Below are 16147 nucleotides of genomic sequence, written 5' to 3' on the forward strand. Positions count from 1 at the left end.
CGGAGGTACCACTGCCGTCACCATGGCGGTGTGTACTTCCGGATCACGCATGACTCGGCCGAACTGGTGGACCCGTCGAACGTGACGGCGTTCCACGTGGTGAGCCCACCCGGCCTCGACGGCGACGAGCTGGCGGCGCGGGTGCGGGACGCCGGACTGGGTGAGCTGCGGCCCGACGGCCACGTGTTCGTGCCGGTCGACGCGATCCGCCGGTACGCCGCCGGGAACGTGGGCGCGGACTGGGAGCGGGACCTGGCGGGCATGGTCGCCTACGCGGCGAGCAAGGGGTGGACCGACGAGACCGGCACCCTGGTCCGCGCCCACGTCGAACACGCCTGATCGGCGGCGGACTCCACGCGCCCCGAGCCGCTGCCGGGAACCCCGGGAGCGGGGGCCGCGTCCGACCGCCATGTCGATCGGTGGTGGTGCGGCCAGGGCCGCGGTGGTGGCGGTGCTGGCCGCGACGCTGGTGACGGTCAGCCCGGCGGAGTCCGGTGCGTGTGCGTGTGGCGCGTTCGTCGCCAACGACAAGCTGTCCGCGCAGCAGGAGACCGCGCTGGTCGACCTGACCGGGCGGACGGAGTCGATCACGCTGTCGGTGCTGGCGCGGTCCGCCGCGGACGAGGCGGCGTTCCTGATGCCGGTGCCGTCCAGGGCACGGTTCGAGGTGGCCGACGCGGACCTGTTCGCCGAGCTCGACGAGATCAGCAAGCCGGACATCGAGGTGCGGGAGGTCGAGGTCGACGGCGACGGATCGGGGGGTGCGGCGCCGGGTGGGAGCGGCGCCACCGTCGTCGACCACGTCGAGGTCGGCCCGTTCGACGTCGCCCAGCTCGCGGGCACCGACGCCACCGCGGTGACGGACTGGTTGGGGGACAACGGTTTCACGATGCCCCAGGACCTGTCCGGGGCGCTCACCCCGTACCTCGCGGAAGGCTGGCTCGTCGTCGCGGTGCGGCTGGCGCCCGCGTCCGGGAACCTCGAGGAGGGGCTGCCGCCGATGCGGGTGTCGTTCGAGACCGACACCCCGGTCTACCCGATGCGCCTGTCCGCGACCGCCGAGGACGTCCAGCCGCTGCGCCTGTACGTCCTCGCCGACCACCGCGTCGACATCAGCAACCCGGCCCCGGCGGGCGCCGCGCCGGAGCTGACGTTCGCGGGCCGGGTCGAGCCGGGCCCCGAGCACCCGACACTCTCGGAAATGTTGCCAGGGCCGCGTTTCCTCACCCGCTACGACGGTGAGTTCGCACCGGACCTGATCGAGAGCGATGTCCGGATCACCACCGCCACCACCGATGAGCCGTACCGCGCGGTCGTGGTGGTGACCGAGTACGTCAGATCGTCGTGGCGCGAGGTGGTACTGGCCATCATCGTGCTGCTCGCGGTGGTGGGCGTCGCGATCGTCGCACTCCGGCGTCGACGGTCCCGAGTAGACGGACGCGCCTAGTCTACAGTGGACTGCGCGAATGGGAACGCGCGGTGAATCGTTTCACCGGACAGGTCGCGACGCACCGCGTGCAGATACCTCCGAAAGGCCTATTGACCGGCGGTGACATGTCGTTACCGTGGGCGCGGCACACCGCCACATGATCGCGCATCGCGCCTGCCAGAAGGACAACCGAAACATGGTCACGGATCGCATTCCCCGGGTTCCGAGCGACACGTCCCCCGGTCGCAGAGCCCCCGGCGCGATCGACAAGTACTTCGGTATTTCCGAGCGCGAATCGACATTCGGCCGCGAGGTCCGCGGTGGTTTCGCCACGTTCTTCGCGATGTCCTACATCGTCGTGCTCAACCCGTTGATCATCGGCACGGTCGCCGACGCGGACGGGAACCTGCTCGGCGGCGCGGGCAGCGTGCCGGAGAGCATCGCGATGGTCGGCAGTGTCACCTCGCTGGCGGCCGGGCTGCTGACGATCCTCATGGGCATCGTCGGCAGGTACCCGTTCGCGATCGCGGTCGGTCTTGGCCTCAACTCGTTCCTCGCGGTGTCGGTGGCGTCGCAGATGTCGTGGCAGGAGGCGATGGGCCTGGTGCTCATCGAGGGCGTGGTCATCACGCTGCTCGTGATCACGAAGGTCCGGATCGCGGTACTGCACGCCATACCGTCGGACCTCAAGACGGCGATGAGCGTCGGCATCGGGTTGTTCATCGCGTTCATCGGGCTCGTGGACTCCGGGTTCATCCGCCGCATCCCCGACGAGGCGGGCACCACCGTGCCGGTGAACCTGGGCGTCGGCGGCACGCTGGCCGGCTGGCCCATCGTCGTGTTCCTGGTCGGCCTGATCCTGACCGCGGTCCTCGTGATGCGGAAGGTGCGCGGCGCGATCATCATCGGCATGGCGACGAGCACGGTCCTCGCCATCATCGTGGAGGCACTGTTCAAGCCGGGCCCGTCGCTGGTGGACGGCAAGCCGGTGCCGACCGGCTGGCAGCTGAACGTGCCCACGCTGCCGTCCGACATCGTGGCGGTGCCGGACCTGTCGCTCATCGGTGACGTCGACCCGTTCGGCGGCTTCGCCCGCGTCGGTGTGCTCGCCGCGCTGATGATCGTGTTCACCCTCATGCTGTCGGACTTCTTCGACACCATGGGCACCGTGGTCGGCCTGTCCGCCGAGGCGAAGCTGCTCGACAAGGACGGCCAGGTGCCGGGCGTCGGCCGCGTCCTGCTGGTCGACTCCCTCGCGGCGGCGAGCGGTGGCGCGGCGTCCACGTCGTCGAACACGACCTACATCGAGTCGGCCGCCGGCATCGGGGAAGGCGCGCGAACAGGCTTCGCGAACATCATCACCGGCGGCCTGTTCCTGGTGGCCATGTTCATCGCGCCACTGGTGTCGATCGTGCCGTTCGAGGCGGCGACCCCGGCACTGGTGATCGTCGGCCTGGCGATGATGGCGCAGATCCGCCGCATCGACTTCTCCGACGTCGCCATCGTCATCCCGTGCCTCCTCACGGCCGTCCTGATGCCGTTCTCGTTCTCGATCGCGGTCGGCCTCGGCGCCGGGATGATCACGTACGTGATCCTGCGGACCTTCCAGGGCCGGGCACGGGAGGTGCACCCGCTACTGTGGGGGGTGGCCGCCCTGTTCGCGCTGTACTTCGCAGCACACCCGATCCGCGTGGCACTGGGCATCGACTGACGACCCGCACAGGCGGACGGCATGGACCTCTTCGGGATGTACGGTTCGCGCTCCGACGACGAACCAGCCAACACACCGGAACCTTCGCCCGGGGAGCCGGTGGCGGAGCCGCCGCCCGTCGAGCCGGAGGAGGACACGGCCCCGGTCGAACGCATCCCGTCCGCGCGCGACGACGCGGTCCGCCACTTCATCGACTCGATGGAGGGCGTCGAGTTCGACGGTCAGATCGTCCGCCCCTACGCCCGCACCGGCGGCCGAACCAGGTCGGTCGCCGGTCTCGAGCTGGAGACCCTGCTGTCCCTGACCGTCGCGGACGTGCCCGGCAACCTGCCCCCGGACCACTACGCGGTCGCCGAACTGTGCCGCAGGCCGGTGTCGGTCGCCGAGGTGGCCGGCTACCGGTCGCTGCCGATCGGCGCGGCCCGCGTCATCATCTCGGACCTGATCGAGACGGGCTTCCTCGCCACGTCGGGCCCGGAGACGGCGGGCGCGCCGACCGTCGACCTGATGCGCCGCGTCCTGGAAGGCCTCCACCGCCTCTGAAACCACTGGTTAGAGTGCGCGGGTGAGACCACGTCTGCTGCTCGTCACCGATCTCGGGTATGCCGCCGCCGGGCGGACGTACCGGGACGAGGACATCGACCTCGCGGGCCGGTTGCGGGCGGACTTCGACGTCGCCATGTGCCACCCCCTGGACGCGGCCGCCGTGATGCGCGGGTTCGACCTCGTGCTCGTGCGCAACACCGGCCCGGTGCTGCACTACGCCGAGCAGTACGCGGCGTTCCGGCGGCAGGCGCTCGACGCGGGCACCCGGGTGTTCACGCAGCTCACCGGCAAGGCCGACATGGCCGGCAAGCAGTACCTGCTGGACCTCACCTCGGCCGGGTACCCGGTGATCCCGACGGTCGACCGGGCCGAAGACGTCGGCAGGCTGCCCGCCGCGGACGAGTACGTGGTGAAGCCGAAGTTCGGGGCCGACTCGGTCGGGCTGCGGTTCGTGTCCCGTTCCGAGCTGGGCGCGGTCACCGACCAGCTGGTCCAGCCGCGGATCCGCTTCCGCTACGAGGTCTCGTTCTACTTCGTCGACCGCGACTTCCAGTACGCCCTGCACGCGCCGGACCCCGGCAGCAGGTGGGGCCTCGTGCCCTACGCGGCGACCGCCGCCGACCTCGCGTTCGCGCAGCGGTTCGTCGACTGGAACGACGTCGACCACGGCATCCAGCGCGTCGACGCGTGCCGCACCGAGGACGGGGACCTGCTGCTGGTGGAGCTGGAGGACCTCAACCCGTTCCTCTCCCTGGACCGGGTGCCACCCGCCACCCGCGACGCGTTCGTGGCGGCACTCACCGCGTCGCTGCTGCGCATGGCGCGCTGATCACCGGCGCAGCCGTACAGGACGACGGTCACGTCCACCGTCCTTACATAATCACGGTCATGGTCGAACAGAATCTCTGGCTGCAGAAGGTCGCAGACAACCCCGGGCACTCCTCGTGGTACGTCGAGCGGTTCCGGTCGATGGCACGTGCCGGTGACGATCTCGCCGGTGAGGCGCGGCTGGTGGACGCGATGGTGCCGCGCCGCGCACGGATCCTCGACGCGGGGTGCGGGCCGGGTCGCGTTGGTGGTGCGCTGGCCGAGGCGGGCCACGAGGTCGTCGGCGTCGACGTCGACCCGGTGCTCATCGAGGCCGCCGAACAGGACCACCCCGGGCCGCGCTGGCTGGTCGGTGACCTGGCCGAGCTGGACCTGCCCGCGAGCGGCGTCACCGAACCGTTCGACGCGCTCGTCTGCGCGGGCAACGTGATGACGTTCCTCGCGCCCGGCACCCGCCGGGAGGTGCTGACCCGGTTCCGCACGCACCTCGCCGACGACGGCCGGGCCGTGATCGGGTTCGGCGCGGGGCGCGGGTACCCGTTCGACGAGTTCCTGGCCGACGCCAAGGCTTCCGGTCTCGTGCCCGGTCTGCTGCTGTCCACGTGGGACCTCCAGCCCTACGCCGAGGACGCGGACTTCCTCGTCGCGATCCTGCGCCCGGCGAGCTGAGCGCCGCGTACCCCTGGCGCGGCCGGCCATTCCACAGTGGACGTGGGGTGGCCGGGTCAACGCCTGAACCAGCGCCTGCGCGGGCGTTCGAGGTGGCCCTCGTCGTACAGCCACGTCTCGAAGCGGTCCAGGTCGGCGCGGAAGGACAGCTCGACGGGCTTCGGGTGGTCGCGCGCCCACGTGTCGAACAGCGGGCCGAACCGGTCCTCGAGCAGGTCGGCCAGGTCGGGCCGCAGGTGGGACGCGATCGAGCGGCGTTTCGAGCGGAGTGCGGCCGCCTCGACGCCGACCCGGTTGGCGTCGAAGCCATCGGGTACCGGGCCGCCGGCAAGCAGCGCGCGGACCAGGGCCAGCTGCCGCGCGGCGAGGACGTCCCTGGCGGTCATCGCCCGCGCACGGCCACGGCGCGGATCGCGGCCAGTTCGGCGGCGAGGTCGGCGTCGGCGGGGTAGTCGTCGTCGCGTTCCAGCAGCACGCCCGGTGGGTCGACGCGGGCGCACAGCTCGGCCAGCACCGCCAGCACCTCCGACGGCACCGCGTGCGCGTGCGTGTCGTGGTAGACGCCGTCGTGGGTGACACCGCCCGCGACGTGCACGTAGGCCAGTCGTTCCAGCGGCAGTTCGTCGAGGAACACCGCGGGGGCCGTGCCGATGTTGACGGCGTTGGCGTACAGGTTGGCCACGTCGACGAGCAGCAGGCAGCCGGTGCGGTCGACCAGCTCGGCGAGGAACTGGCCCTCGGTCAGCTCGTTGTCCGGCCAGTCGAACACCGCCGCGATGTTCTCCAGCGCGAGGGGCACCGGCAGGTCGGCCTGGGCCCGCCGCACGTTGTCCACCAGGACGTTCAGCGCGTCGCGGGTGCGCGGCACGGGGAGCAGGTGCCCGGAGTCGAGCCCGCCGGCGCGGGTGAACGCGACGTGCTCGCTGACCAGCGGCGCGCCGACCGCCGCCGCGACCGCGGCCAGGTGCTGGACCCGGGCGGCGTCGACCGGTTCCGCACCGCCGAGGGACAGCGACACCGCGTGCGCGACCACCGGGACACCGCGTGCCCGCAGCACCGTCAACGACTCGGGCAGCGGTCCAGCATGGATGTTCTCCGCCAGCACCTCCACGAAGTCGACGCCGGGCAGCGCTTCGACGGTCAGGTCGATCTCGGGCCGCCAGCCGATGCCGACACCGAGGCGGGGCGCGCCGGTCATCCCGAGCCGCCGCCGCATCCGCCGCCACCACCACCGCAGGACGAGCCGCCGCTGCCGCACGAGGACGACGACGAGGACCCGCACGAGTGCCCGCCGCCACCACCGGACGAGCCGGAAGAGCTGGTCGCGGGCACGTGGGTGGAGAACGAGCCGGAGGTGGCATAGCTCCACGCGACCGGGATGAGCGCGACCGGGACGGCCAGGGCGAGCGCGTGCGACAGGTCCTTGTCCTCGATCACGCGTGGACCGGACACCGCGGCCCGCTCCAGCTGGCCCGCGCCACTCCCCCGCCGCCGCACCTCGGCCACCACCCGGTCGCCGTGCACGGTGCGGGCCTTGGGTTTGGTCAGGTTCCTGGACCCGAGGAAGAACACCGCGATGAGCGTCGCGGCCAGCAGGAACGTGAGGTAGCCGACGGGCAGGTAGTTCCCGGCGCCGTTGATCCAGCGCACGATCCCTGCCACGAACACCACGTACAGCAGGAGCGGCCCGAGCCGCCGCGCCCGGATCGCGGCCGAGGGCGCGACCAGCAGGCCGCGCCGGACCAGCGACTCGCCGATCGCCGTGACCTGCTTCTCCACCGGCGCCCGCCGGACGATCGCGGCCACCATGCGCGGCTTCGTGACCTGCGCCAGCACGGCGTCGTCCAGTGGATGCCCGGTCGACAGGGCCCCGGACGTGGCCGACACCTGGCCGCTGCGGTTCACCCGGACGAGCCCCGCCTCGGCCAGCCGCGCGACGGCGACCTGGACCGCGTTGACCGGGCCCCCGCCGAGGAAACCCAGCTCGGTCACGTCGAGGTGCCCGGGCGGCTCGGCGAGCCGCGGCCTGCGCACCTTCATGCGCGCACCGATCGCCACGACGAGCCCGGCCACCAGCCCGGCGGTGTAGAGCCAGAGGAACTCCGGCCCGGAAAGTCCCCACGGATGCATGCGCCACCCCTCCCCACGGTCGTCGATGGATCATCGTCGACGCGGGCCGGCGGGCAACGGGTTACGGGGCGGCCGTGACCATCCTGTCATCTGTCCGGCAGCGCCGTGCGGTGCAGCTGGCGCACGAGGTCGAAGCGCGGGTCCTCGGCGCCGGGTTGGCGGGATGCGCGCTCTCAGCCGTCGAGGAGCCTGCGGACTACGGTGCGGTCGGCGTCGGTGGTGGCCATCCGCAACGCGGTCTCGTACGCGGCGGCGGCCTCGTCGGGCCTGCCGAGGCGGCGCAGGAGGTTGCCGCGCACGGAGTGGTGGAGGTGGTAGCGGTCGAGCGCCAGCGCGTCGACGAGGTCGAGTGCCTCCGCCGGACCGCGCAGCTCGGCCACGGCGACCGCGCGGTTCAGCGCCACGACCGGCGTCGGGGCCACGACCATCAACTGGTCGTACAGCGCGACGACCTGTGCCCAGTCGGTCTCCCCGGTCGTCGGGGCGTCGCTGTGCACGGCGTTGATCGCGGCCTGGATCTGGTAGGGCCCCGGCCTGCCGCGGCGCAGGCACTGCCGCACCAGTGCGTGCCCCTCCTCGACCATGCCGCGGTCCCAGCGGCCGCGGTCCTGGTCGGGCAGCAGCACCAGCTCTCCGTCGTCCGTGACCCGGGCGGGGCGGCGCGACTCGCTGAGCAGCATGAGCGCGAGCAGGCCGGTGACCTCCGGTTCGTCGGGCATCAGCGCGGCCAGCACGCGACCGAGCCGGATCGCCTCCGCTGACAGCTCGGGGCGGTCGACCGTGGAGTACCCCTCGTTGAAGATCAGGTAGAGGACCGCGAGCACACCGCCGAGGCGGGCGGGGAGGTCGGCCTCGTACGGGACGCGGTACGGGATGCCCGCGTCGCGGATCTTGTTCTTGGCGCGGACCAGCCGCTGCGCCATGGTCGGTTCTGGCACGAGGAACGCGCGGGCGACCTCCTCGGTCGTCAGACCGCCAAGGAGCCGCAGGGTCAGCGCCACCCGCACACCCATGGCCAGCGACGGGTGGCAGCAGGTGAAGATCAGGCGCAGCCGGTCGTCGCGCACCACGCCCTCCTCACCTTCCTCGTCTCCGCGCTCGGCTGCCAGCAGTTCCAGGGCCTGCCGGTGCCGTTCCTCGCGGGTGGCCTCGCGGCGCAGGCGGTCGATCGCGCGGTTGCGGGCGGTCGTGATGAGCCAGCCGGCCGGGCTCGGCGGCACCCCGTCCGCCGGCCAGCGGCGGACCGCTTCGACGAACGCGTCCTGCACGACCTCTTCCGCGAGCCCGATGTCACCAAGGGACCGGACGAGCACGGACACCGCCCGCCCGTACTCGCGCCGGAAGACGCCGTCGAGGTTCACCGGCGTGGCGCGTACATGATCACGGCCACCCCGGCCAGGCACAGTGCGGCGCCGACGTAGTCCCACCGATCGGGCTGGAACTTGTCGACGACGACGCCCCACGCGAGCGACCCGGCGACGAACACCCCGCCGTACGCGGCGAGGATCCGCCCGAAGTGCGGGTCCGGCTGGAACGTGGCGACGAACCCGTACGCGCCGAGCGCGACGACCCCGGCGGCGATCCACCACAGTCCGCGGTCCTCGCGCCAGCCCTGCCAGACCAGCCACGCACCGCCGATCTCGGCGAGCGCCGCCAGCACGAACAACACGAGCGACTTGGCAACGGTCACCTCTGGTTCACCACACAAGCTCCGCTCACTGACATGGTCGCTACGCAAGCTCCGCTCACTGACATGGTCGCTACGCAAGCTCCGCTCACTGGAACGGACGCACCTCGATCGCCAACGGCGACAGCACCGCCGCGAGCTTGCGTCCCCACTCCATCGCGGCGTCGAGGTCCTCGGCCCGGATGACCGTGAACCCGCCGAGGAACTCCTTGGCCTCGATGAACGGCCCGTCGGTCACGAGCACCTCCTCGCCGGTGGCGCGCAGGACGGTCGCGGTCTCCGGCGGGTGCAGCCCGGCCGCGAACACCCACACACCCGCGGCCCGCATCTCCTTGTTGAGCGCGTCCAGGTTCCGCATGACGGGCTCGAGAGCTTCTGGCTCCGGGGTGCCGTCGGGCTGGTAGATGCTCAGCAGGTACTGCTTCATGGCCTGATCCTTCCGCAGACAGCCGGTCACCACCCACACGAACGCGCCCTCCGCACATCGACACCCAATGTACTATGGTTTCCATACATTCTTGATCTCGTATGGAGGCCTCGTGTACCTGATCACCGGCGCGACCGGCACTGTCGGCCGCCCACTGCTGGCGGAGCTGGACGGCCACGCGGTGCGTCCCGTCACCCGCGACCCGTCCCGTCTGCCCGGCGCGGTGGCCGAGCCCGACGTCACCGGTGTCACCGCGGTGTTCCTGCACCCGCGCGCGGTGGGACTCGGCGCCGCGGACCTGCTGGTCCGCGCGAAGGCGGCGGGGGTGCGGCGGGTCGTCGTGCTGTCGGCCGTCAACGTCGACGACCCGCTCGACGAGCAGCCGTCCCGTGCCAACGGCGACCGCGACACGGAGGTCGAGGCGGCCGCGATCGGCAGCGGTCTCGAGTGGGTGAGCGCGGTCGCGGCGGCGGGCATGGTCGAGCACGGTCACCGCCCGGAGTTCGTCGCCGCGCTGATGGCACGGTACGAACGGGAGAACGGCAGGCCCGCCCACGTGAGCGGGGACGTCGAGAATGTGCTGGGCCGCCCGGCGCGCTCGTTCGCCGAGTGGGTCGCCGACCACGCCGAGTACGTCCGATGACCGTCGTCCACATCGGGCTCGTGTTGGTCGCCATTGCGGCCAACGCCTTTTCCGCGGTCGCCGACTTCCTCCGCCTGGAGCGGATCCGGGGCGGCATGACACGGGTCGGGGTGCCGACGCGGATCCTGCCCTGGCTGGGCGTGCCCAAGGCGCTCGCCGTCGCCGGGTTGCTCGCTGGGCTGGCCGTGCCGTGGCTCGCGGTGGCGGCCGCGGCCGGCCTCGTGCTGTTCTTCCTCCTGGCGATCGGCACGCACCTGCGGGCGGGTGACCGCATGATCGGGCTGCCACTCGGCTTCCTCGCCCTCGCGGTGGCGGTGGTGGCTACGGCACCGGTGTGAGCAGTGTGCCGTCGGTGAGGAACTGGTGCAGGTTCCGGAACGCCAGGTCGCCCATCGCCTCGCGGGTCTCCACGGTGGCGCTCGCGATGTGCGGCAGCAGCACCACGTTGTCCAGCCCCAGCAACGGTTCCGGCACGTTCGGCTCGTCCGCGAACACGTCCAGCGCGGCGCCGGCGATGCCGCCGGTCGTCAGCGCGGCCACCAGCGCGGGCTCGTCGACGACACTGCCCCGCGCGATGTTCACGAGGTAACCCGCCGGGCCGAGCGCGGCCAGCACGTCCGAGGAGACGAGACCGGCGGTCGCCGGGCCACCCGACGTCGCCACCACCAGCACCTCGACCGCCTCGGCCAGTGCTGCCGGGGAGTCGTGGTAGGTGTACGGCAGGCCAGGCACCTGGTGGCGGGAGTGGTAGCTCAGCCGCGCGTCGAACGCGGCCAGCCGGTGCGCGATCGCGCGGCCGATGCGGCCCAGTCCGAGGATGCCCACGCGGCGGCCGGTCACCTTGGTGGCCAACGGGAACTGCCCGCGCCGCCAGTCGCCGCGGCGGACGAACCGGTCCGCCGCGGTGAGCCTGCGCAGCACGTCGATCATGCCGCCGACCGCCAGGTCGGCCACGCAGTCGGTCAGCACGTCGGGTGTGTTGCTGACGACGATGCCGCGGGAGCGCGCGTACGGCACGTCCGTGGTCTCGTAGCCGACTCCGAAGTGGACGATCGCGCGCAGCGACGGCAGCGCGTCGATCTGCTCGTTGGTCACCCCGAACCGGGACGAGGTGATCGCGGCGACCACGTCGTCGGACGGCTCGTCCACGATCTTGTGGTTCGTCCGCAGGCGCTCCTCCAGCGAGGGCAGCAGCGGACATGCCTGCCATACCGGACGGGTCACGCCGCTTGGCTCCGTTCCCGTGGTCACGTGGTCTCCAACGCGGGTCGTTTCGGGTCGAACCGCCACCCCGGCACGAGGTACCGCATGGCGACGGCGTCGTCCCGGGCGCCGAGCGCCTCCTTGTGGTACAGCTCGTGCGCGGCCTCGACCTCTTCCAGGTCGAGCGTCACGCCGAGGCCCGGCGCGGCGGGCACCGCCAGGTGCCCGTCTCTCAACGGGATCGGCGCGGTGGTGAGCCGCTGCCCGTCCTGCCAGATCCAGTGCGTGTCGATGGCCGTGATGTCACCGGGGGCGGCGGCCGCGACGTGGGTGAACATCGCGAGCGACACGTCGAAGTGGTTGTTCGAGTGCGAACCCCACGTCAGGCCCCACGCCTCGCACAGCTGCGCCACCCGCACCGAGCCCTGCATCGTCCAGAAGTGCGGGTCGGCGAGCGGGATGTCCACAGCGGACTGCCGCACGGCGTGGCCGAGCTGCCGCCAGTCGGTGGCCACCATGTTGGTCGCGGTGCGCAGGCCGGTGACGCGGCGGAACTCGGCGAGGGTCTCCCGCCCGGAGTAGCCGTCCTCGGCGCCGCACGGGTCCTCGGCGTAGGCGAGCACGTCACGCAACGCGCGGCCGTGCGTGACGGCGTCGGCCAGCAGCCAGCCACCGTTCGGGTCCAGCGTCAGGTCGGCGTCGGGGAAACGGGCGGCCAGCGCCCGCATCACCTCGACCTCCGCCGCGCCGGGCAGGACGCCGCCCTTCAGCTTGAAGTCGGTGAACCCGTAGCGGGCCTGCGCGGCCTCGGCCTGCGCGACGATCCCGGCCGGGTCGAGTGCCTCCCGGTCCCGGACACCGAACCAGTCGTCACCCTCCTCGGCGCGGTACCCGAGGTCGGTCTTCGCGCGGTCGCCGACGAAGAACAGGTAGCCCAGGGCGCGCACGCGGTCGCGCTGCTGCCCCTCGCCCAGCAGCGCGGCCACCGGCACCTCGAGGTACTGGCCGAGCAGGTCGAGCAGCGCGGCCTCGATGGCGGTGCGGACGTGCACGGTGACCCGCAGGTCGAACGTCTGCGGCCCGCGCCCGCCCGAGTCCCGCGTCCCGAACCGGTCCAGCACCGCGGCCAGGACCGCGTTGTGGTCACCGAGGCGTGCCCCGACGACGAGGTCGCGGGCGTCGGTGAGCGTGTCGGTGATCGCGGGGCCGCCGGGCACCTCACCGACGCCGGTCCTGCCGTCGGAGTCGGTGAGGATCAGGAGGTTCCTGGTGAAGTACGGGCCGTGCGCGCCGCTCAGGTTGAGCAGCATGCTGTCCCGGCCCGCGACCGGGACGACCCGGTAGCCGCTGACGACCGGCGGTGTCACTCGGCGGCCCCGTCCCGCAGCCGCGGCACGCCGAGCGGGTTGGCCGCACGCAGCTCGTCCGGGAGCAGGGCGTCCGGGACGTTCTGGTAGGCCACCGGCCGCAGCCACCTTTCGATGGCGAGCGTGCCGACGGAGGTGGTGGCGGGGGTGGACGTGGCCGGGAACGGTCCACCGTGGACGACCGCGTGCCCGACCTCGACGCCGGTGGGCCAGCCGCCGAACAGCACGCGGCCCGCGATCAGCTCCAGGCGCGGCAGCAGCGCGGCCGCGGTGTCCTGGTCGGCTGCCGCGGCGTGCACGGTCGCGGTCAGCTGCCCCTCGAGGGTGTCGAGGATCTGCTCCAGCTGCGCGACGTCGGCCACCCGCACGACCAGCGACGCGGCCCCGAACACCTCCTCCTGCAGCGCGTGGTTGGCGAGGAACGTGTCGCCGTCGGTGGCGAACAGCCGCGCCTGCCCGCAGGCACCGATCGTGGCGTCGACGCCGCCCGCGGCGACCTCGGTGACGTTGCCGGCGCCCGCCAGCCGGTCCGTGCCCTCCACATAGGACTGCTGGATGTTCGCGTTGAGCATGGCCGCACCCGGTGCGGCCCCGATGGCCGCGCCGGCGGCGGCGACGAACGCGTCCGCGTCGCCGAGCGCGAACACGAGACCGGGGTTGGTGCACAGCTGGCCAGCGGACGTGGTCAGCGAGGTGACGAACGCGGTGCCCAGTTCGGCGCCCTGTTCGGCGAGCACGCCGGGCAGCAGGATCACCGGGTTCACCGACGACATCTCGGCGTACACCGGGATCGGCACGGGCCGGGACGCGGCGGCGGCCACGAGCGCGAGCCCGCCGGACCGCGAGCCGGTGAACCCGACGGCCGCGATCCTGGGGTGCTTGACCAGCGCGGTACCGAGGTTGCGGCCGTCGCCGAACAGCAGCGAGAACGTGCCCTCGGGCAGCCCGTGCTCGGCGACCGCGGCCCGGATCGCGCGGCCGACCAGCTCGGACGTACCGGGGTGCGCGCTGTGGGCCTTCACGACCACCGGCGCGCCCGCGGCGAGCGCGGACGCGGTGTCGCCACCGGCGACCGAGAACGCGAGCGGGAAGTTGGAGGCCGAGAACACCGCGACCGGGCCGAGCGGGATCTTCCGCTGGCGCAGGTCGGGCTTGGGCAGCGGGGCGCGGTCGGGGTCGGGCGTGTCGAGGCGGGCGCCGAGCCACCGGCCGTCGGCCACGACGGACGCGAACAACCGCAGCTGGTTGGTGGTGCGGGCGAGCTCGCCCCGCACGCGCGGGTCGGGGATGCCGGTCTCGGCGACCACGCGGGCGACGAGGGTGTCGCCGAGTGCGTCGATGTTGTCGGCGACCGTGGTCAGGAACGCCGAGCGGGCCGCCAGCGAGGTCGCCCGGTAGACCGGGAACGCCTGCCAGGCAAGGGAAACCGCGCGGTCCACGGCCGACTGGTCGCCGAGCCCGTATGCGGGTTCGAGCTGCTCGCCGGTCGCCGGGTTGACGCCCCGGACCTCACCGGCGCTCCCCCGCACGTCGGCGGCGCCGATCAGCATCGAACCGGTCAGAGCCAGTGTCGCGGCACTGCCCTGATGGTTCGCTCCGTAAACTCCGCTCACGACAGTTCCACCTTCTCCACGAGAGTCTTCAGCTCATCGAACTCGTCGGCCGTCAGGTCGGACAAGGGGGGTCGCACCGGGCCGGCGTCGCGGCCGACCGCTCGCAGGCCTGCCTTCACGATCGACACGGCATACCCGGCACGCCGGTCGCGAATCTCGATGTAGGGCAGCACGAACTCGTCCAGCTTGCGGTACACGGCCGCCGCGTCGCGGGCCCGCACGGCCGCGTAGAAGTCCAGCGCCCACTGCGGCGCGAAGTTGTAGATGGCCGACGAGTAGGTGGTGACCCCCATCTCCAGGTACGGCAGCGCGTAGGTCTCCGCGGTGGGCAGACCGCCGATGGACAGCAGCCGCTCCCCCAGCCGCGCGTAGACCTTCGTCATCAGGTCCACGTTGCCGACACCGTCCTTGAACCCGATCAGGTTCGGGCACGCGTCGGCCAGGCGCGCGGTGGTGTCGTAGGTGAGCTGGCCGTTGGCGCGGTGGTAGACGATCACGCCGAGCGACGTCGCCGCGCACACCGCCTTGACGTGCTCGAACAGCCCTTCCTGCGGCGCCTCGGTGAGGTAGGGCGGCAGCAGGAGCAGCCCGGACGCGCCTGCGGCCTCGGCGTCGCGAGCCATCTCGACGGCCTGCGCGGTGCCGTACCCGGCGGGCGCGAGCACGGGGGTGTCGCCCGCGGCGGCGACCGCGGCCCGGACCACGCGGGGCACCTCGTCCAGGGTGAGTGAGAAGAACTCGCCGGTGCCACCCGCGGCGAACAGGCCGGCCGCCGGGTAGGACGACTGCCACGCCACGTGCTCGCGGTACGCGTCCTCGTCGAACGCGAGGGCGGGCGTAGCGTGCGTGACGGGGAACGACAGCAACCCGGTGCCGAGTGTGTCGCGCAGGGTTTCCGGACTGAGGGTCATGCTTCCTAGCGTATGACCCGATGCGATACCTGTCTAAGTCCAAGAGCGCATCTTGCGATACCTTTCTGGCATGTCGTTCACGCTCGAGCAGCTTCGTGGGTTCGTCGCCGTGGCCGAGGAGGGCAACTTCGGCCGCGCCGCCGCCCGCCTGCGCATCACCCAGCCGCCGCTGTCGCGCCAGGTGCAGAAGCTCGAGCGCGCGCTCGAGGTGGAACTGCTGGTCAGGACGCCGCGCGCGGTGCTGCTCACACCGGCAGGCGAGGCGTTCCTGCCCGAGGCGAGGCGCCTGCTCTCGCTCGCGGCGGCCGCGCCGATCACCGCACGCAACGCCGCCCGCGGCACCGCGGGCACGCTGCGGATCGGCTTCACCGCGATCTCCGCGCTGACCGTGCTGGGCACGTGGATCCGCACGATCGCCCAGCACCTGCCGTCGGTCGAGCTCACGCTCACCGAGATGGTGTCCCGCGACCAGGTCGACGCGCTGCTCGCGGGCGACATCCACGTCGGCCTCGCCCGCGGCGTCCCGGCGTCGGAGGTGTTGCGGGTCCGCCGCGTGCACACCGAGAGCCTGATCCTCGCCTGCCCGCGCGGCCACGCACTCGCCGAGCTGGGCCGACCGCCGTCGCTGGTGGACATCGGCCGCCACGACGTCGTCAACTACGCCCCCGTCACCGCCCGCTACCTGCAGGAACTCGTGATCAGCTGTTTCCACGGCGCTGGTGTCGAGCCGCGCTACGTGCAGCAGGTCGGGCAGGTCCACAGCCTGCTCGCGCTCGTCGACGCGGGGGTCGGCGTGGGGCTCGTGCCCAGGTCGGCGGCCCGGCTGCGGCTGCCCAACCTGGCCTTTACGGAGATCGCCGGACTGCGCCCGGACATCGTCGAGACCCACTGCGTCTGGCGCTCGGCGCACAACAACCCGGCACTGGAGTCACTGCTGCGGCTCACCGAGCCCGCCCCTTGACGCCTTCCGGAGGGCACGCTTA

At 72.2% G+C, this 16147-nt stretch carries 19 protein-coding genes; 9 read left to right on the forward strand and 10 right to left on the reverse strand.

Annotated elements, in window-relative coordinates; genetic code table 11:
* The first annotated feature begins 30 nt into the window (after window positions 1–30).
* The 6 genes from FHR82_RS06780 to FHR82_RS06805 all read left to right on the forward strand — a co-directional run bounded on the left by FHR82_RS06780 (window position 31) and on the right by FHR82_RS06805 (window position 5183).
* Window positions 31–339 carry a hypothetical protein gene (locus FHR82_RS06780; RefSeq protein WP_184809440.1) on the forward strand — a complete coding sequence of 103 codons (309 nt, stop codon included), beginning with the start codon at window positions 31–33 and terminating at the stop codon, window positions 337–339.
* Between the two features lie 70 nt (window positions 340–409).
* A complete protein-coding gene (locus FHR82_RS06785) occupies window positions 410–1447 on the forward strand; it encodes a DUF2330 domain-containing protein (protein WP_184809441.1) in 1038 nt (345 codons plus the stop codon).
* Between the two features lie 178 nt (window positions 1448–1625).
* Complete coding sequence (locus FHR82_RS06790; RefSeq protein ID WP_184809442.1) at window positions 1626–3140, forward strand: NCS2 family permease; 1515 nt, start codon at window positions 1626–1628, stop codon at window positions 3138–3140.
* 21 nt (window positions 3141–3161) lie between these two features.
* Window positions 3162–3683 carry a DUF742 domain-containing protein gene (locus tag FHR82_RS06795; protein WP_184809443.1) on the forward strand — a complete coding sequence of 174 codons (522 nt, stop codon included), beginning with the start codon at window positions 3162–3164 and terminating at the stop codon, window positions 3681–3683.
* A gap of 22 nt (window positions 3684–3705) precedes the next feature.
* Window positions 3706–4515 carry an ATP-grasp domain-containing protein gene (locus tag FHR82_RS06800; RefSeq protein ID WP_184809444.1) on the forward strand — a complete coding sequence of 270 codons (810 nt, stop codon included), beginning with the start codon at window positions 3706–3708 and terminating at the stop codon, window positions 4513–4515.
* Between the two features lie 59 nt (window positions 4516–4574).
* Entirely contained in the window at window positions 4575–5183 is a 609-nt protein-coding gene (locus FHR82_RS06805; protein ID WP_184809445.1) for a class I SAM-dependent methyltransferase, read from the forward strand.
* A gap of 56 nt (window positions 5184–5239) precedes the next feature.
* Here FHR82_RS06805 and FHR82_RS06810 read toward each other — a convergent pair whose 3' ends face one another.
* From FHR82_RS06810 to FHR82_RS06835, 6 genes are all read right to left on the reverse strand, one after another.
* Complete coding sequence (locus FHR82_RS06810) at window positions 5240–5569, reverse strand: SCO6045 C-terminal-like domain-containing protein (RefSeq protein WP_184809446.1); 330 nt, start codon at window positions 5567–5569, stop codon at window positions 5240–5242.
* Window positions 5566–6399, reverse strand: a complete 834-nt coding sequence (locus tag FHR82_RS06815; protein ID WP_225943818.1) for an MbnB/TglH/ChrH family RiPP precursor modification enzyme — start codon at window positions 6397–6399, stop codon at window positions 5566–5568. Before FHR82_RS06815 ends, FHR82_RS06810 begins: the two co-directional genes overlap by 4 nt.
* Entirely contained in the window at window positions 6378–7313 is a 936-nt protein-coding gene (locus FHR82_RS06820; protein WP_184809447.1) for a TIGR04222 domain-containing membrane protein, read from the reverse strand. The genes FHR82_RS06815 and FHR82_RS06820 overlap by 22 nt, the downstream gene beginning before the upstream one ends.
* Before the next feature lie 173 nt (window positions 7314–7486).
* Entirely contained in the window at window positions 7487–8674 is a 1188-nt protein-coding gene (locus tag FHR82_RS06825; protein ID WP_184809448.1) for an RNA polymerase sigma factor, read from the reverse strand.
* Window positions 8671–9003: a YnfA family protein gene (locus FHR82_RS06830; RefSeq protein WP_184809449.1), complete on the reverse strand. Its 333-nt coding sequence runs from the start codon at window positions 9001–9003 to the stop codon at window positions 8671–8673. Before FHR82_RS06830 ends, FHR82_RS06825 begins: the two co-directional genes overlap by 4 nt.
* 85 nt (window positions 9004–9088) lie before the next feature.
* Window positions 9089–9427, reverse strand: a complete 339-nt coding sequence (locus tag FHR82_RS06835; RefSeq protein ID WP_184809450.1) for a YciI family protein — start codon at window positions 9425–9427, stop codon at window positions 9089–9091.
* Between the two features lie 91 nt (window positions 9428–9518).
* On the opposite strand from FHR82_RS06835, the gene FHR82_RS06840 reads away from it, so the two are divergent.
* Complete coding sequence (locus tag FHR82_RS06840; protein ID WP_225943817.1) at window positions 9519–10070, forward strand: SDR family oxidoreductase; 552 nt, start codon at window positions 9519–9521, stop codon at window positions 10068–10070.
* Window positions 10067–10408, forward strand: a complete 342-nt coding sequence (locus tag FHR82_RS06845; RefSeq protein WP_184809451.1) for a DoxX family protein — start codon at window positions 10067–10069, stop codon at window positions 10406–10408. The genes FHR82_RS06840 and FHR82_RS06845 overlap by 4 nt, the downstream gene beginning before the upstream one ends.
* Here the strand turns inward: FHR82_RS06845 and FHR82_RS06850 are convergent.
* From FHR82_RS06850 to kdgD, 4 genes are read right to left on the reverse strand one after another with little or no spacing between them, the layout of a single operon-like run.
* Window positions 10392–11294 (reverse strand): 2-hydroxyacid dehydrogenase, encoded by a 903-nt coding sequence (locus FHR82_RS06850; RefSeq protein WP_184809452.1) that lies wholly within the window; start codon window positions 11292–11294, stop codon window positions 10392–10394. The genes FHR82_RS06845 and FHR82_RS06850 overlap by 17 nt on opposite strands.
* A gap of 23 nt (window positions 11295–11317) precedes the next feature.
* Window positions 11318–12640: an enolase C-terminal domain-like protein gene (locus tag FHR82_RS06855; protein ID WP_311770931.1), complete on the reverse strand. Its 1323-nt coding sequence runs from the start codon at window positions 12638–12640 to the stop codon at window positions 11318–11320.
* Window positions 12637–14253: an aldehyde dehydrogenase (NADP(+)) gene (locus FHR82_RS06860; protein ID WP_311770932.1), complete on the reverse strand. Its 1617-nt coding sequence runs from the start codon at window positions 14251–14253 to the stop codon at window positions 12637–12639. The genes FHR82_RS06855 and FHR82_RS06860 overlap by 4 nt, the downstream gene beginning before the upstream one ends.
* Window positions 14250–15164 (reverse strand): 5-dehydro-4-deoxyglucarate dehydratase, encoded by a 915-nt coding sequence (gene kdgD / locus FHR82_RS06865; protein ID WP_184809453.1) that lies wholly within the window; start codon window positions 15162–15164, stop codon window positions 14250–14252. The genes FHR82_RS06860 and kdgD overlap by 4 nt, the downstream gene beginning before the upstream one ends.
* Before the next feature lie 70 nt (window positions 15165–15234).
* On the opposite strand from kdgD, the gene FHR82_RS06870 reads away from it, so the two are divergent.
* A complete protein-coding gene (locus tag FHR82_RS06870; protein WP_184809454.1) occupies window positions 15235–16125 on the forward strand; it encodes a LysR substrate-binding domain-containing protein in 891 nt (296 codons plus the stop codon).
* Window positions 16126–16147 lie beyond the last annotated feature (22 nt).

Origin of the sequence: Actinophytocola algeriensis (assembly GCF_014203735.1) — a bacterium.
GTDB lineage: Bacteria > Actinomycetota > Actinomycetes > Mycobacteriales > Pseudonocardiaceae > Actinophytocola > Actinophytocola algeriensis.

Bases quoted from the DNA above. Each gene is read 5' to 3' on its own strand.
- FHR82_RS06845 (WP_184809451.1), top strand. From the start codon at position 10,067: ATGACCGTCGTCCACATCGGGCTCGTGTTGGTCGCCATTGCGGCCAAC.
- FHR82_RS06870 (WP_184809454.1), top strand. From the start codon at position 15,235: ATGTCGTTCACGCTCGAGCAGCTTCGTGGGTTCGTCGCCGTGGCCGAG.
- FHR82_RS06805 (WP_184809445.1), top strand. From the start codon at position 4,575: ATGGTCGAACAGAATCTCTGGCTGCAGAAGGTCGCAGACAACCCCGGG.
- FHR82_RS06835 (WP_184809450.1), bottom strand. From the start codon at position 9,427: ATGAAGCAGTACCTGCTGAGCATCTACCAGCCCGACGGCACCCCGGAG.
- FHR82_RS06810 (WP_184809446.1), bottom strand. From the start codon at position 5,569: ATGACCGCCAGGGACGTCCTCGCCGCGCGGCAGCTGGCCCTGGTCCGC.
- FHR82_RS06785 (WP_184809441.1), top strand. From the start codon at position 410: ATGTCGATCGGTGGTGGTGCGGCCAGGGCCGCGGTGGTGGCGGTGCTG.
- FHR82_RS06815 (WP_225943818.1), bottom strand. From the start codon at position 6,399: ATGCGGCGGCGGCTCGGGATGACCGGCGCGCCCCGCCTCGGTGTCGGC.
- FHR82_RS06790 (WP_184809442.1), top strand. From the start codon at position 1,626: ATGGTCACGGATCGCATTCCCCGGGTTCCGAGCGACACGTCCCCCGGT.
- kdgD (WP_184809453.1), bottom strand. From the start codon at position 15,164: ATGACCCTCAGTCCGGAAACCCTGCGCGACACACTCGGCACCGGGTTG.
- FHR82_RS06795 (WP_184809443.1), top strand. From the start codon at position 3,162: ATGGACCTCTTCGGGATGTACGGTTCGCGCTCCGACGACGAACCAGCC.
- FHR82_RS06820 (WP_184809447.1), bottom strand. From the start codon at position 7,313: ATGCATCCGTGGGGACTTTCCGGGCCGGAGTTCCTCTGGCTCTACACC.